The organism is Photobacterium marinum, assembly GCF_000331515.1.
GTDB classification, from domain to species: Bacteria; Pseudomonadota; Gammaproteobacteria; order Enterobacterales; family Vibrionaceae; genus Photobacterium; species Photobacterium marinum.
In genome coordinates, this window is record NZ_AMZO01000001.1 from 233,692 (window position 1) to 249,225 (window position 15,534).

Consider the following 15,534-nt stretch of genomic DNA (forward strand, 5'->3'; position numbering starts at 1 on the left):
CAGTAAAATATCACTTTTTGAATCCATTTATAATAACCTATTGATTTGCAATTACATTAATGTGATAACTTGTTCAGTACTTTTAAATCTGCATTAAAAGTGGTGTCGTCTGGCAGATGAGACCCAAGGTTTGTTTTACTTTTTCAATGGTGTAAGTGATGAAGCAAGAAAGAATTGAAACAGAGCGGCTAATACTTCGACCTTTTGAATTAAACGATGCTGATCGTGTTGCAGTATTGCTCCGTGAAAAATGTATCTCGGATATGACGGCCAATATTCCTTACCCGTATTCACCTCAGATGGCTGTGGAGTGGATTAGTCTTCATCAGGATGCATTTAAGGAAAGAATCGCGCTTGTTTATGCCATTGTGGATAAGAGAAATGATGAACTTATCGGTGCCGTTAGCTTTCCGTTATGGGATGATAATGAGGCCGTGATTGGCTATTGGCTGGGTGTTGAATATTGGGGTAATGGCTATATGCCAGAAGCCGCGACTGCTTTAATTAATTTCGCCGTATCTTATTTGGGTATAAGTAAAGTGACGGCATTGCATTTAGTGGAGAACGCCCAGTCTCGCTCTGTGATACAAAAACTTGGGTTGTCATATATTGAAAACCGCTTTGATCTGATTGGTGGCGAGAGACGTGAAGTGTGTTGTTATCAAGCGATTGTTGGGGCAGGAGTATGAAAAAATATCGTTTATCCATTGTCTTGCTGTTATTAAGCATGGTGTGCTACGTAGCATTTCAAATTACTGGCTCTTACATTGATGAAACTGGCATCTTAGTTGAGCCTTTTGCTTTAATTCCGTTGTTTTGGCTCTTGTTGCTTTTTGCTTTCGTTACTTTTGCTTTTCAATATCTGAAAGGACGAAGAAAACGTTAATCAGATAATCTTTAACAGCCGACAAGTGCCAGAAAGTGTTATAGCAAGTTTAAAAAGGAGGTTTTGTGGAAATACTTATTGAGCAGGAAATCGCGTTACATCAGCATGAAGTAAGAACGAACAAGACTGAAGCGAAAAGGCTGTTGCATCCGGATTTTCGTGAAGTCGGTATCTCAGGAATAAGCTTTGACTATAAGAGTATTATGGCGATGATGGAAGAGGAAGAACCATCATCTCTGCGCATTCACTCCCAGGATTATGAATGTATCGAACTATCACATAACGTGATGCTGCTGCTCTATAAATCCGCTTTTATTGATAATTCAGGTAATTACAAGCATTTTGCTAAGCGTTCGTCTGTCTGGGTATTTAACGGACAGCAGTGGCAGATGAAGTATCATCAGGGGACTGAGTGTGAGTCATTTGAAATATCGTGAGGCTGATTGTTTCTTTAGTGTTTATTCTTTGAATAAAAAGGCCTGCAAAAGTGCAGGCCTTAGCTAATATTCGAAATAAGACTTAAGGAAGGTACTTCTTGTGAGTAAAGTTATTCCATATGGTCATTCTGATAAAGCGATAGAATCGGTATAGCTCTCGCGTTACTTTCCTTATCAGGGATACCTTTTGTTTTTGACCGAACTGTATAGTTGTCTCAAATTCCTCTGTCTCTTCTACTCCCTTAATGGCATTAGGCAAAAGTGCAGTAGATACTAGTTTGTTTCGATATGCTTCACCAATGAAGTTATCCACTGAACACAACCATTCATGGCTATTATCTAGTAGCTTTTTTGCACCTGATGGGGAAAGACTGTAGCCACGCGTTGCTGTACAGTTGTCATGCAAGAAAAATAACTGAAATCCGTCACCACTTTCTAGTGGTGTATGTGTGTTTGCATTAGGTTCCAGTTTGATGTATTCGTAACCTTTACTATGAAGGGATGGAAGTTTCTGTAATGTATCAAGAAAAAAGGTTGTAGGCAGAATGTCATCTTCAAGCACAACAATTGGCTCATTCAGTTCGACACATTTTCGCCACAATAAGAAGTGGCTTGCATAGCAGCCACGCTCACCTGGTGATAATGGTCTACTTCTAAACCAAATTCGGTGGTTATCGTTAGGGTAGTGCTCAAGATCTTTTCCTAATCCTTCTCGACCATTGACGGCTTCAAATATTTCAAAGCTCACACCTAACTGCGACAAGGATTTTTCTACACATTCTCGTCTATCAACTGATGATGGAAGATTGACAACAAAAATTTTCATAAAAGTACACTGCTGAGCTTAATAATAATTAGTATTTCCCATTTTAGACGATTAATTCACGGTAAAGTGTTTTGGATATTCACTTTAACTGTTAGAACATGCCTGTATTATGGGCCATAAGCTTCTTAAGTTTTATATTAAAGCGAACATCGTAATATGGGGGTAGTATTCATAACTGCGATAAAATAATCTAACTAGCAAATTTTTACAAGTATAAACTGACTTTTATTCCTTTTATTGTCGGCTCAATCTTGATTTGTAAATTAAGGAATAGTTTAGGTATATGTGTATATTAACCACAAGTGCAACTGGTTGCTTTTGTGCGCTGTTGGTATTTAATACAAGTATTGTTGTAGGTGGCATGCTTTTTAAGCAAAAGCAGCGTATGAAGGTTTCCAATCGGTTACTTTTGTATTTTATGGTACAAGTGCTGCTGTCGTCATGATGGTGAAAGGGAAGTGATGGATATTAGAAGTATTCGATGGGGTGAAGCGTTATCTGTTAGGCATCAGGTTTTATGGCCGGATAAAGCACCTCTGTTTTGTAAGGTGGAAGGAGATGAAACAGCTAATCACTTCGGTGTATATGTCGACAGTAAGTTGGTTAGCGTTGCTTCAGTCTATATTGATGGAAATACAGCGAGGTTGAGGAAATTTGCTACCTTGGCTGAATATCAGGGAAAAGGAATTGGATCGGGGTTAATAGCCTACATTCTTCAATGGCTTGAATCGGTGGCTATTGAGATTTTCTGGTGCGATGCTCGAAAAACAGCAGTTGGATTTTATAAAAGGTTTGGTATGAGGTCGGATGGTGATGAATTTACCAAGTCTGGTATTCAGTACTATCGGATGGAGCTCAATCTTGTGTGAGGATCAAGATGGGTATGGCGATATTATGAATTGGGTAATGGAAATATAACAAGATGATGGTACAAAAGAAGTAAGTACCATCATTTTTATATATTACGCTGTTTTTTCTTTTAGCCTATGAGTGTCACGGAGAGACTTGATTTCTTGAATAAATGCAATGTAAAAGTATGGAAACATCAGAAACATGACAAAAACATAGCTGACTTTATATCGAAATGGCATAACCTCACTTTGATTACTTTCGAAGATTGTTTTTCCTGTAATGAAATAGAGGGCAATAACATATAAAGTTACAAATACGCCAATAACGGCATATGCAGACAGTAAATAAGTCAGAGTTTCAAACATAAATCCTCCTGAGTAGAAGTTCATTTGAAATCATTTTTCATTCATAAGAATAAGCGTATAAGTTATTGATTCCAAGGTGTTAATGTTGACTTTTACACTTAAAAGCCCGAAAGGCAAAGCACTTCAAAAAAACAATGAAATAAGCATGTAATTCTATGATTTCAAATGGCATGGAATTATTATCAATGATGTTGTTATTACAATGTGTTATTAATGCATATTGAAAGAGGTTAGTCGTAATTAGTGCACAAATAATAACGCGTTAATTAATGGGTGCTTTGAAGTTAATGACATAATTAATAAAGGAATTGGCTATGGTCACTGAGCTGGAAACCGAAAGACTGATCTTGAGGCGATGGAAACAGTCTGATTACACATCTTTTGCCGCAATGTCAGCAGACCCGGCTGTAATGAGGTACTTTCCATCTGTTCTATCCAGAGAAGAAAGTAATCAACTGGCAAATAAAATTGATTCACTGATGGAACAAAAAGGCTGGGGGTTCTGGGCGGTTGAGCTAAAAGAAACGGCTGAATTTATAGGTACTATCGGATTGCACTATCAGGACAAAGATATTCCTGAAGCGCCGTTTGTTGAAGTTGGTTGGCGTTTGTCTTCTGAACACTGGGGAGCGGGTTACGCTACTGAAGCTGCACAGGCTTCTTTGAAGTTCGCATTTGAGTTGCTTGGGTTGCCAGAGGTTTATGCTTTTACTGCGCTGCAAAATACACCCTCACGTAAGGTAATGGAGAAAATAGGAATGACTGATACAAACACGAGGTTTTTTCATCCTTCTGTGCCTGAAGGTCACTCGTTACAACGTCATTGCTTGTATAGAATTAGCAGGGAAGAGTGGCAAAAAACCGCCTTGTAGAAGGCGGTTTTTCTTTCGTTGCTAAATTTTGCTTGTAAGTATTAAGCGACCTTCATCCATGGGCCCCATTCACCGGATTTCTCTGGATCGTCACCCTTCGTCCAGTATTTGGCTTCATAGGTCACTCCGTTTACTACAACACGATCACCTTTGTCGTAGGGGGTGTTTGCATCCCAGCCGTTTGGGTCAGGATTTGGGTTTGGATTGGGATTTGGTCCCGGTGTTGGTTCAACTTTATCTACAACTCGAACTTCAGGCCAGCCTGGGTGAGATTCGTACACGTTCGTAATACATTTCTCGTAGTCACCCGGTACAAGAGCTGAGTAGGCGGTCTGGTAGGCAACCAGTTTACATTCGAAAGACTTTCCTTCAGGGCGATCTGCGTGATAACTCCAGTCACCATCCCAGTTGGTGTAAAGCACATCAGTGGCTCCTTCAAGGTTCAGGCTGCCGTATGGAGTCTGCTGCCAGCAAGTGTTCTTTTCGTCAGCCTCAATAGGGATTTGATAGTGAGAGGCTAAGCCTTCCCAGTAACGAATTCGGTTAACTGGCTGCCCTTTATTCTTATTGTGTTCACCACACTCGATACCACCGTTAATGATGTTGATAGTTGTACCGAAGCCATAGCCGATACCGGCATCAATTTCACGTTGTGATGGTTTCCAAGTGCGGTCAATGACATGCAGCATGGCAGGTTTCGGTGCTTGAGGTGTTAGGAAGAACCAGATGGCAGAGGCGAGGTTAAGCCATGAGTCTGCAACGCGGCCCGGATCATTCAGTAACACTGAGGCATCGCCGTCAAACATCACTTCAGAGAAAGGCCCGTAATTGAAGTGATAGGAGAGTTGTTTTGCTCCTCGACCAAAATAACCCTGACCTGCAGCACATGGCCAACGCTTATTTTGCCAGTCATTCTGACCACAACCGGTTGTATAGCCGACTTGACCTTCTGACCAGCCCATTTCACGTACGTGTACCAGCGCCTGTTGCCATTCTTCAAGGGCCAGAGGGTTATCCCATACGTTGTCTTTTGCGATATGGCCTCCGGTTTCCTGTGCGAAGTGGGCAAATGCCGTAACGATGGATTTCTTACAGATTGCATCAGAGTTCCTGCCATCGGTGTACTCACCACAGAATGCCGGGAACTTACCGATAGCACGAAGGAAACGGGTATAGGTATACTCCTGCGCAGCCATTTGGGTCAGGAAGTCCCATTCAGACTGAGAAAAAACACGCTCTGCGCGTTTAACGTTATCGGGATTGCTGGCAAGGCCGGGTTCAATGGCTTCAACAACAGTGTTTGGTTGGGTTGCCAGTGCTTTAGCCCAAATTGCATACATAGGATCAGCGGTTTTCGCTTTTTCAGCCGCTTCAACATCGGATCGTAAAACTACGTATCCGGTTGGGTTTTGAGGATCCGGTTGAGGATTCATTGCAAAGCTGTTGGCAGCTAAAGTACATCCTATCAGTGTTGTCAGAACTCCTAGCTTAAACATGTGAGAAACTCCTTGTAATTTTCGAGGTACCTGGCAAATCTGCCAGACTTCAGATGTCCCACGCTTTGACAGTGCTATGCCAACATGAGAAAGCCGCTAGAGGTAGTGATATACGAAGGAGTAAGATGTATCCCTGTTAGTCTGTAATTTCTGAACCGGGAAAAACCGCCGTATTCGCTCAATAGCTATTGTTGTCAGCGAAACTGTCTAACAAAAACCAGCGCAGTAAATTGAATATAAAATGACCGTGAAGGCTGACTCAATGGTTATTTTTTATAGATAATTATCTGTTATATGAGGTTGAAGAGGAATAATAAACTAAGAATATTAATTGACTAGATTTAAAATACTCACTTTTTAAGCAAAAGTTATAAATCCAGGATAAAAATCCGAATTGCATGTTGATAATTAAAGAGAGCCTCTGCGAGTCATTTCAAAGCATTATAGAAACGTTTAATTTGCTGGCTATATTTCTGGAAGGTATATAACGGTTTTTATTATGAAATAATGTGGCCGGTATTATTGTTGCTATTAATTAAATGAAAGCAGTTGGTCACAATTGTATTTAAATACGTGATCTCTGACAAGAATGATATATATGGTTTTAACTTTGTTTGTTATTATTTTGAATGAAATAAAAGCTATAGTTTAGATAGTTGCTTTCAGGGGCTGAGCAAAATGAAACAAGTTACTCGTGTTCTGATTTTTCTTGTCATTCTGGTAATAGGTTGTGGAGCATGGTTCAAAACGGAACTGACGCAACTTTATTATACCGTGCGCCTTTTTGATGAAGATGTGATTGTTAGTAATTTTTCTAACATGAAGCAAATGGCTCCGACTAAAACCGTCAGGCGCTCAGGTGAAGTTTATCGGTTTGGTGAGCATCACCGTTTATTACCGACTTATTTTACTTATAACGACAGATATGTTGATACAGGCCGGTGGCTGAAAGAGACGAACACAACGGCAATGATCGTACTAAAAGGTAACGATATCAGCTATGAAGAATATTTTTTGGGCACGGGCGAATTTGATTATCGGATTTCATGGTCGGTCGCAAAATCCTTTTTGAGTGCGATTTTTGGGGTTGCTGTGGAGGAGGGGCTCATAGCAGACCTTAATGACCCTGTTACGGATTATGTCCCGGATCTTGTCGGTTCCGGCTACGAGGGTGTCAGTATTAAGAACATCTTACAGATGTCGAGTGGTATCTATTTTAATGAAGACTATAGCGATTTCTTCAGTGACATTAATCGAATGGGACGAATTCTTGCGCTTGGTGGCAGTTTCGATGAGTTTGCTTCAACGTTGACCCGATATCGGGATCAAGGAACATACATGCATTATGTCAGTATGGATACGCATGTACTTGGAATGGTTTTACGGGCAGCAACCGGACGTGAGTTTATTGACTACTTTCGTGAAAAATTATGGTCAAAGCTGAAGACCGAAGGTGACGCCATTTTTGTTACAGACAGTATGGGGGAACCTATGGTGTTGGGTGGGCTGAATTTACTCACTCGTGACTATCTACGGCTGGGTAAGTTGTACCGTGATAATGGTCGTCTGGACGGAGAACAGATTATTCCCGAACAATGGATCGAAAACAGCATAACTCCGGATGAACCTCATTTGATGCCTGGTCCGCGGGACAGCGCGAAAACTCACTTTGGTTATGGCTATCAATGGTGGATCCCTGAACATGCCGATGAAGAGTTCATGGCTATCGGGATTTATGGTCAGTATATCTATATCAACCGCAAAGCCGATGTGGTGATTGTAAAAAACAGTGCTGATCGTCGTTTTATGGAAAATAACTACGAAAGTATGGATTATGCGGTGGCTGCCTTCAGGCAAATTGCTCATTCACTGGCTGATAATACGGTAACCAATTAAGTTTGCATGCTATTTGTTCAAGGAATTATTAATTGGCTTAAATATCACTGAATAAGGCGGAATATCGTATTACACTTTGCAGATATCTTTTTATTTTCCGTAATGAGAATTCCCATGCAAAAAATAAGAAGCTTGCTCGTTGAGCTGGATAAGCTGAAGTCGGTATACCGGATGACTTATCTTTCAGATATTTCCCGTACGGAAAACTCCGCAGAGCATAGTTGGCATCTTGCCGTTGCCTTGATGGCATTGAGAGATCTTATCCCCGAGTCTGTCGATATAGATCATGCAATTAAGATGGCCTTGCTGCATGATGTTTGTGAAATCGGTGCCGGGGATATTTCTGTTTATGATCCTAAGCGCGGTGAGAAAGCAAAAGAAGAAGCTGAATTCATGCAGGCTTTTGCTGAGCGCCACGACACCTTTGGTAAAGAGGCGTCTGCAATGTGGTATGAGTACGAAGAACAGCTCACAGAGGAAAGCCGGTGGGTTAAAGTCGTCGATCGCTTACTGCCTTTCATTTTGAATATAGCAACGGAAGGTAAACGCTGGCAGGAGCAGGGCATAGCCCGCAGCCAGGTGTTGGGAATTAACCGTTGTATTGAAGAAATAGCGCCTGAACTTTATGAATGGATGAAACAGGAAATTGATGAAGCAGTTAAAAAAGGCTGGCTTCAGGATTCCTGAATATCCATAAATAAAAGTAAAACAGAAAGCAAAAATAAGAAGCATAACGTTGCTTTGTTTTTCTTGTTCAGGTGTTATGTCATTGATTTTGAATGTTTTGCTGGGATGATTGAGCCGTGCTACAGAAAGGCTCATTGAAAAATAAGAAGGATGAAATGTATAAGAAGGCGTTAACGTTGGCTGTCATGGTTGCACTTGCAGGTTGTGATACACCTGTGGATCTTAAAAATACAAATAGCAATGTTCAGGAACAACCTGTTCTGGAAAGTACTGAACAGCTTGTTAAATACCCGGAAACCAAAAAAGTGGATGTCGTTGACGAGTATTTCGGTACTAAAGTTGCGGATCCGTATCGTTGGCTTGAAGATGACATGAGCCAGGAAACGGCGAAGTGGGTGAAGTCGCAAAACAAAGTTACTTTTGATTATCTGTCACACATTCCTTATCGCGAACAGATTGAAGCGCGTCTGACTAAGCTGATGGATTATGAAAAGGTAGGTCAGCCTTTTAAAGAAGGTAAGTACACCTATTTTTATAAGAATGACGGGCTGCAAAACCAGTATGTCCTCTATCGTCAGCTTGGCGATGGTAAAGAGGAGGTTTTCCTCGATCCGAATATTTTCAGTGAAGACGGGACGACGTCACTGGCCGGAACCAGTTTCTCTAAAGGTGGTTCTTTGATGGCTTATCAGATATCGGAAGGTGGTAGCGATTGGCGTAAAGTCATTGTGCTTGATACTGAAACGAAAAAGCAGGTCGGTGAAGTGCTGGTTGATGTTAAATTTAGTGAGCTTTCCTGGCTTGGTAATGAAGGATTCTATTACTCCAGCTATGATAAACCACAGGGCAGTGAGTTATCTGCGAAGACAGATCAACACAAGCTTTATTATCACAAGCTAGGAACTCGCCAGGATGAAGATAAATTGGTCTTTGGTGGTACTGAAGCGCAGAAGCACCGCTATGTTCAGGGGGACACCAGTGACGACGATCGCTATTTGGCAATTTCTGCCAGTGTATCGACTTCCGGTAATAAGCTGTATCTGAAAGATCTGACCAAACCGGACAGTGAACTTATTACTGTGTTGGACGACACGAAATCTGATACTTATGTGGTTGAAAATCAGGGTTCAAAGCTGTATTTGGTTACCAACCTTAATGCGCCTTATAAACGGCTTGTTAGCGTTGATGCTTCGAATCCGACCCCAGATAATTGGAAGGATGTGATCCCTGAGTCCGATAGTGTGTTGAACGTCTCGACTGGCGGCGGTTATTTTTTTGCTTTGTATGAAGTCGATGCCGTTTCAAAAGTGAAGCAGTATGATATGGACGGTAAGCTGATCCGCGAGATTCAGTTGCCGGATATAGGCACTGTCAGCGGCTTTTATGGTGAGAAAGAAGATAAAGAGATTTACTACACCTTCACTAACTTTAAGACTCCGGGAACAACTTACAGTTTTGATGTAAACAGTGGTGAAAGCCGGGTCTATCATAAGTCAGCTGCGCCGTTTAATGCTGACGATTACCAGTCCCAACAGGTATTTTATACCTCCAAAGATGGTACGAAAGTACCGATGACAATCACCTATAAAAAGGGTACGTCACTTGATGGTACTACACCGACAATTTTGTATGGCTATGGTGGTTTTAATGTCAGTCTGACACCGTGGTTCAGTCCGACACGGGCGGCATGGCTGGAAATGGGCGGTATCTATGCGGTTGCCAATATCCGTGGTGGTGGTGAATATGGAAAAGAGTGGCATAAGGCTGGCACTCAGCTACATAAGCAGAATGTTTTTGAGGACTTCATTGCCGCTGCAGAGTATTTGACTGCGGAAGGCTATACCTCAAGTGAGAAACTGGCGATCAATGGCGGTTCTAACGGTGGTTTGTTGGTGGGAGCGGTGATGACGCAGCGGCCGGACTTATTTAAGGTTGCTATTCCTTCTGTCGGTGTGTTGGACATGCTTCGTTACCATACCTTCACAGCTGGAGCTGGCTGGGCATACGACTATGGTACGGCTAACCAAAGTAAGGAAATGTTTGATTACCTGAAAGGCTACTCTCCGGTTCATAATGTGCATGCAGGAACTCAATATCCGGCAACACTGGTAACCACTGGCGATCATGATGACCGCGTTGTACCAGCTCACTCTTACAAGTTTGTGGCAGAGCTGCAATCGAAGCAGGCTGGAATTAATCCGACCTTGATCCGTATTGAAACGAATGCCGGGCATGGAGCTGGAACCCCGACGAGTAAGATCATCGAACAGTATGCCGATATATACAGCTTCACACTGTATAACATGGGGGTTCAGAAGATCTGAACCAAGTGAGAGTTCATTTCTCTTAGCAAAGCGCAGGCAATTGGCTGCGCTTTTTTGTAATTGTTCCAAAATGATCAGGATTGCAAGAAGGGGGCTGAGTCGCACTTTGATGATTTTTTGCACATCATCGTTGACTCATCTATTAATCGCCATTAAATTGACGCTAATTAGAGTTATAACTCAATTTCGTTTCTGATTAAGATAGCGCCTGATGAAAAAGAACGGATTTACATTAATAGAGCTTGTTGTTGTGACTGTTGGGCTGGGGATTTTGGCTGTTACGGCTGCGCCACGATTTTTGCATCTGCAAAGTGATGCTCGAAATTCGGCGTTGGAAGGACTAAAAGGCGCTGTCATATCAGGCTTAGAAGTGGGGTACGGCAAAATGACCATGGCTGGCATAGAGAGCGTTGCTTACATCACGAATAAAAGCACAGACGATAATAAGTATGTGGCGGAAATGATCCCGATTACTGGCTGTGAAAAAGAAGGGGCTGACAGGTGTATTTTCCGTTACGGTTATCCGGAAGCTAATTTCTATACGATTACGACTCTGGTTGACGGTATTAATAAACATTACCGACAAGATAAAGACTGGGGTATTACGAAGATAATTGGTGAAGACAATGTACTTGTTATCACGGATACATCGAACCTTGATTATACCAAAGTGCCTCCCAAACTGGTGAATAATAGCTGCTATCTTCGTTATATTGATCCAACTCAGGTAAGCGAGACTTACAGCCTTGAAATTGTTCCCTGCCAGTAACTCATATCGCTGTTGAATTTATCGTGTTGACATGAATGAGCCCCGTATTCTACGGGGGTTTTTTGACTCTATAACCTCCTAACTTCTGTTTGATTTTTACTCTCGCTTTAACTTTAGTTATAAATATCTGTTTGAAATTAAAACTTATTTACCGGTATTTGGTTTACAGAATCTAAGTAATCAATGACATTTGGGTTTACACTCAAAGTAGATATGAAGTGCTCTTAGTCACTGGTTATGGGGTGAACTCATGGCAAATACTGGTATTAAGCTGATCCCGAATATTCTGACAACATCGAGGATGTTTCTGGCGATACCTATCTGCTGGTTAATTCTGGAACAAAGCTACGGTATTGTGTTGATACTTGCTTTTATCGCCGGGGTCAGCGACGGCCTTGATGGTTGGCTGGCACGAAAGCTTGATGCTCCGAGTGTATATGGTGCCGTGGCTGATCCGGTCTCAGATAAAATCATGCTGGTTGGTACTTATGTCTGCCTTGCGATTGTTGGCTTGATCCCATGGTGGGTTGCCGGAATTCTTGTGCTTAGAGACTTAGTGATAGTTAGTGGTGCCATTGCTTATTTCTTCGTTGTTGGGGGCTATGAAATGGAGCCTAGCATATGGGGTAAGAGCAGTACCGGTTTGCAGATAGTGTTCGCATTGATGGTATTGACTCAGCAGGTGACACCGGTTTTCCCGGATCTTGTGATGCAAGCCGGGCTATGGCTGGTGGTTTTACTGGCCTTTATCAGTGGCGGTCATTACGTTTATGTCTGGAGTTCCAAGGCATTAAATGAGAAGCGTCACCAGTAGCTTCAGATTAAGAAACTCAGAAAATTACACATTGATCACTGAACCGTTATGAAAACGGGAGGTTATCAGTTTTTAAATGGAACAGAGGTGATAAATTTAAACGAATTATTGTTCAGGAACAGTTAGTAGCATTATTCATACTACAATTGGTTTTGGCAGTTAATGTCAGATCAAAGGATGATAATTATGAATAATATCGCTGGTGGCTGGACGCCATATTCTACACATATTGATGACGAAATGCGGCATGTATTCGATCAGGCGATGGAAGGTTTGCTGGGTGTTAGTTATGAACCTTTCGCTGTATCAACTCAGATTGTTGCTGGCGTCAATTATCACTTCTTATGTAATGCTAAAGTGGCTGATCGCGAGGGCACAGAATACGCGGTAATGGTCACTATCAGTGAACTGATTAACGCTAAACCTGTTATTAATGAGATCCATAAAATTTAGCTGAAATCAGGTTTGAACCTGGAGTAAGGCTGAGTAATTACAATTACTCAGCCTGTTTTGTTTATGCCTGTCCCGGTTGGGTTCGTTTCGGGTTCCAGCCCATTGCATTGTATACATGGTAACGGACGACACCGATATATTCGTGTAGTGCAAAATCTGTAATAGCCAGGTTGTATGAAAGCGGCAGCGTCGATGGAATGGCATCCAGGTAATCGGCACGTACGGGAATAGGTACTACACCAAAGTGACGGAAGTAAATCAAGCTGCGGCGCAGGTGGATGCCGGAAGAAACTAGTACCACCTGATCGGCTTCTTCTTCATTCAGAATGGCACTGGTGAATTGTGCATTTTGCCAGGTATTCATACTGTTCGTTTCTGGGATAATATCAATTTTACTGATACCAAGTTGAACCAGGCTTTTTAGATAAACCGTTGCTTCATCTTCGCCGTTGTGTCGGGCATCACCGCCACTGACGATGATTTTACACTTCGCTCCGGTTTCCTTGCAGTCTTTATATAACGCGGCTGATTCAAATAATCGTCCAAAGGAAAACATGCCGGGTTCAATTGAATTAGTATTCGCAATCTTTTCTGTGCCAGCACCAAGTAGCACAATAGCATTGTTTTCTCCCCATCGAATTACAGGCTTAGTGTCATAAGTAGACTGAAGATCATCCAAAAGGTGGGCAGGGACAAAACCACAGCCAGCTGCCAGGAAGATAAACCCGGAAAGCGCAAACAGACTGATGCCTGTACGGCGCCATTTTATAGCAGTAAATGCTGTTGCAATGGTGAGCAAAAGAAGAAGCGTGATAATAACCATTTATTTTCTCTAGTTTATTATTGTGATTGTGTTGTTATATTTTTAGGTCGCGACAATAGCAAATTTGTTGATATGCTGCGACATTTTGCCATTCGTATCACAACAAAACAGACCAGTTGCCGTCACAAAAATGAGCCTGGTTTAGTATCTGTTCTTAGTGAAACCGAAGCTAACCAGTTATAAGGACATTAAAATGGAACCACGGATTAGTATCATCACTCTTGGTGTTAGTGACTTAGAAAGATCATTTCACTTCTACCAGTCCTTGGGTTTTCCGACAACGCGAAAGCCTGAATCCGGTATTATTTTTTTCCAAACCAGCGGTGTATGTTTGGCGCTATATCCGTTAGAAGAATTAGCGAAAGATGTATCTCCCGACATGCCTGTGGCAAAAAGTCGTTTTACCGGGATCACACTGGCGCATAACACCAAGAAGAAAGAAGAGGTTGATGATATTCTTCGTCGGGCTGAAACCGCTGGAGGAGTGATCGAAAAGCCAGCTCAGGATGCTTTCTGGGGAGGTTACAGTGGCTATTTTTCAGACCCGGATGGCTATCTGTGGGAGGTCGCTTATGCAGACTGTTGGCAGTTTAATCCAGATGGTAGCTTGGTAATTGATTAAACTATCTTTAATATCAAACACCTCACATTAGAATATGATCCTATGCTTAAGCAATCAGTCTGTGCAGTTTTGCATTATTGCCTGAATGAAATGCTTAAGGTAGGAGATAGGTATGATTCACCAGTTGGCTTTGCTCTTGATGGCTCCGGTATTTGTTGCACAGGGCGAGTACGTAAAGCGGAGTACACCTAAGTTAGAAGAAGCCATGGGCCCCAGAAGCGGCACTTGCGGAAAGGGAAAAAAATTGCGGCTCTTGCTGCTAGGTGACTCTGCTGCCGCGGGTGTCGGGGTCCAGTACCAGTCTCAGGCGTTATCCGGACATTTAGCTAATGAGCTGTCTGATTACTTTCGGCTGAAATGGCATCTGGTTGCTAAATCCGGAATGACAACCAGAGCCATGAGCCAGCAACTTGTCTACCATCCACGAGAGCCTTATGACATTGTTGTGTTATCACTAGGAGTGAATGATATTGCCCAGCCAATTAGTTCGATGAAATGGGTAGAACAACAGAAGATGTTGGTTAATCAGCTTCGTCATCGCTTTTCCTGCAAACAGATAATCCTTACCAAAATTCCACCGATAGAAAGGTTTCCGGCTCTGCCGTCCCCTTTACGCTGGTATATGGGCAATAAAGCAAAATCATTTAACCAGCGACTGACTTATTGGGTCAATAAAGAGCATGACTGTGACCTGATAGACCTGAATCATAAATTAGAACCTCACCACATGGCGATTGATGGTTTTCATCCCGGAGAGGCTGTTTATCAGTGCTGGGGAGAGGCTATTGCAAGCGTTATTAAAGCTCGGTGGAGGGATTAAACGGAGATAGCTTTCTGCCTGTCTATACTCATAAACATGTTTGTTATCAGGAGTGAATTATGATTGCCAAGCCGTCCAAGCAGTATTTAAAGATGAAACAGAAGCACCCGGATTTTATTGATGCCGTAGAAACTCTCGGTAAAGCCGTGAGGCAAGAAGGGCCCGTTGATGAAAAAACAGCGCAACTGATCCAGTTGGCAGCTGCAACAGCGATTCGTTCTGAAGGTGCCGTTCACAGCCATGCCAGAAGGGCATTTGAAGCTGGCGCAAGTGCCGATGAGATCCGCCATGCTTTGCTTTTACTGACCAGTACATTAGGTTTTCCTTGTGTGATGGCTGCTATCAGTTGGGTTGATGAAAAGCTGGAAAACATGAAGCCGTCAGAAGGCGGCACCGACTGGGAAGTGTAGGGCTGTTAAGTGGGTGATTGGACAAATACAGGTTTGTAGACATAAAGAAACCCGCGATACAGGCGGGTTTCAGAATTACGGATAAGAAAACTGGAGATTGAAAAGCGCGTCGAGAGTTAGCTCTTACAGGGTTCTGCTTCTCTCTCGTTGACCACGCTGCAAGCCCAGAAACTCACGTGGTT

Annotated in this window: 18 protein-coding genes; 14 read left to right on the forward strand and 4 right to left on the reverse strand. The window is 42.4% G+C overall.

What is annotated here, in order from left to right:
- The first annotated feature begins 158 nt into the window (after positions 1-158).
- From C942_RS01025 to C942_RS01035, 3 genes are all read left to right on the forward strand, one after another.
- On the forward strand, positions 159-689 hold the full coding sequence (locus tag C942_RS01025) for a GNAT family N-acetyltransferase (protein WP_007461458.1): 531 nt from the start codon (positions 159-161) through the stop codon (positions 687-689).
- The gene (locus C942_RS01030) at positions 686-886 is read left to right on the forward strand and encodes a DUF3955 domain-containing protein (protein ID WP_007461460.1); all 201 of its coding nucleotides are present in this window, start codon (positions 686-688) and stop codon (positions 884-886) included. The genes C942_RS01025 and C942_RS01030 overlap by 4 nt, the downstream gene beginning before the upstream one ends.
- Positions 887-951: 65 nt before the next feature.
- Positions 952-1,323 (forward strand): nuclear transport factor 2 family protein, encoded by a 372-nt coding sequence (locus tag C942_RS01035; RefSeq protein ID WP_007461462.1) that lies wholly within the window; start codon positions 952-954, stop codon positions 1,321-1,323.
- 82 nt (positions 1,324-1,405) lie between these two features.
- Here C942_RS01035 and C942_RS01040 read toward each other — a convergent pair whose 3' ends face one another.
- Positions 1,406-2,149, reverse strand: a complete 744-nt coding sequence (locus C942_RS01040) for a glycosyltransferase family 25 protein (protein WP_007461464.1) — start codon at positions 2,147-2,149, stop codon at positions 1,406-1,408.
- A 461-nt stretch (positions 2,150-2,610) separates the two neighbouring features.
- On the opposite strand from C942_RS01040, the gene C942_RS01045 reads away from it, so the two are divergent.
- On the forward strand, positions 2,611-3,018 hold the full coding sequence (locus tag C942_RS01045) for a GNAT family N-acetyltransferase (RefSeq protein ID WP_036798198.1): 408 nt from the start codon (positions 2,611-2,613) through the stop codon (positions 3,016-3,018).
- Between the two features lie 93 nt (positions 3,019-3,111).
- Here the strand turns inward: C942_RS01045 and C942_RS01050 are convergent, their stop codons facing one another.
- Positions 3,112-3,366, reverse strand: a complete 255-nt coding sequence (locus C942_RS01050) for a hypothetical protein (protein ID WP_007461466.1) — start codon at positions 3,364-3,366, stop codon at positions 3,112-3,114.
- Between the two features lie 314 nt (positions 3,367-3,680).
- On the opposite strand from C942_RS01050, the gene C942_RS01055 reads away from it, so the two are divergent.
- The gene (locus tag C942_RS01055; RefSeq protein WP_007461469.1) at positions 3,681-4,238 is read left to right on the forward strand and encodes a GNAT family N-acetyltransferase; all 558 of its coding nucleotides are present in this window, start codon (positions 3,681-3,683) and stop codon (positions 4,236-4,238) included.
- Positions 4,239-4,279: 41 nt separating this feature from the next.
- On the opposite strand, the gene C942_RS01060 is transcribed toward C942_RS01055, so the two are convergent.
- A complete protein-coding gene (locus tag C942_RS01060) occupies positions 4,280-5,734 on the reverse strand; it encodes a chitinase (protein ID WP_007461471.1) in 1,455 nt (484 codons plus the stop codon).
- 678 nt (positions 5,735-6,412) lie between these two features.
- Between C942_RS01060 and C942_RS01065 the strand changes: the two genes are divergently transcribed.
- The 6 genes from C942_RS01065 to C942_RS01090 all read left to right on the forward strand — a co-directional run bounded on the left by C942_RS01065 (position 6,413) and on the right by C942_RS01090 (position 12,677).
- Positions 6,413-7,630, forward strand: coding sequence for a serine hydrolase domain-containing protein (locus tag C942_RS01065; RefSeq protein ID WP_007461473.1), 1,218 nt, complete (start codon positions 6,413-6,415; stop codon positions 7,628-7,630).
- A 114-nt stretch (positions 7,631-7,744) separates the two neighbouring features.
- Entirely contained in the window at positions 7,745-8,317 is a 573-nt protein-coding gene (locus tag C942_RS01070; RefSeq protein ID WP_007461475.1) for an HD domain-containing protein, read from the forward strand.
- A 155-nt stretch (positions 8,318-8,472) separates the two neighbouring features.
- The gene (locus C942_RS01075) at positions 8,473-10,641 is read left to right on the forward strand and encodes a prolyl oligopeptidase family serine peptidase (RefSeq protein ID WP_036798202.1); all 2,169 of its coding nucleotides are present in this window, start codon (positions 8,473-8,475) and stop codon (positions 10,639-10,641) included.
- Between the two features lie 211 nt (positions 10,642-10,852).
- On the forward strand, positions 10,853-11,410 hold the full coding sequence (locus tag C942_RS25580; protein ID WP_007461479.1) for a type II secretion system protein: 558 nt from the start codon (positions 10,853-10,855) through the stop codon (positions 11,408-11,410).
- A gap of 250 nt (positions 11,411-11,660) precedes the next feature.
- A complete protein-coding gene (locus C942_RS01085; protein WP_007461481.1) occupies positions 11,661-12,224 on the forward strand; it encodes a CDP-alcohol phosphatidyltransferase family protein in 564 nt (187 codons plus the stop codon).
- Between the two features lie 186 nt (positions 12,225-12,410).
- Entirely contained in the window at positions 12,411-12,677 is a 267-nt protein-coding gene (locus C942_RS01090; protein ID WP_007461483.1) for a hypothetical protein, read from the forward strand.
- A 61-nt stretch (positions 12,678-12,738) separates the two neighbouring features.
- Here the strand turns inward: C942_RS01090 and C942_RS01095 are convergent, their stop codons facing one another.
- Positions 12,739-13,500, reverse strand: coding sequence for a YdcF family protein (locus tag C942_RS01095; RefSeq protein ID WP_007461484.1), 762 nt, complete (start codon positions 13,498-13,500; stop codon positions 12,739-12,741).
- Positions 13,501-13,693: 193 nt separating this feature from the next.
- On the opposite strand from C942_RS01095, the gene C942_RS01100 reads away from it, so the two are divergent.
- From C942_RS01100 to C942_RS01110, 3 genes are all read left to right on the forward strand, one after another.
- Positions 13,694-14,122 (forward strand): VOC family protein, encoded by a 429-nt coding sequence (locus tag C942_RS01100; RefSeq protein WP_007461486.1) that lies wholly within the window; start codon positions 13,694-13,696, stop codon positions 14,120-14,122.
- Positions 14,123-14,234: 112 nt separating this feature from the next.
- The gene (locus C942_RS01105; RefSeq protein ID WP_007461488.1) at positions 14,235-14,942 is read left to right on the forward strand and encodes an SGNH/GDSL hydrolase family protein; all 708 of its coding nucleotides are present in this window, start codon (positions 14,235-14,237) and stop codon (positions 14,940-14,942) included.
- Positions 14,943-15,001: 59 nt separating this feature from the next.
- Positions 15,002-15,352, forward strand: a complete 351-nt coding sequence (locus C942_RS01110; protein WP_007461490.1) for a carboxymuconolactone decarboxylase family protein — start codon at positions 15,002-15,004, stop codon at positions 15,350-15,352.
- The last annotated feature ends 182 nt before the right edge of the window (positions 15,353-15,534 follow it).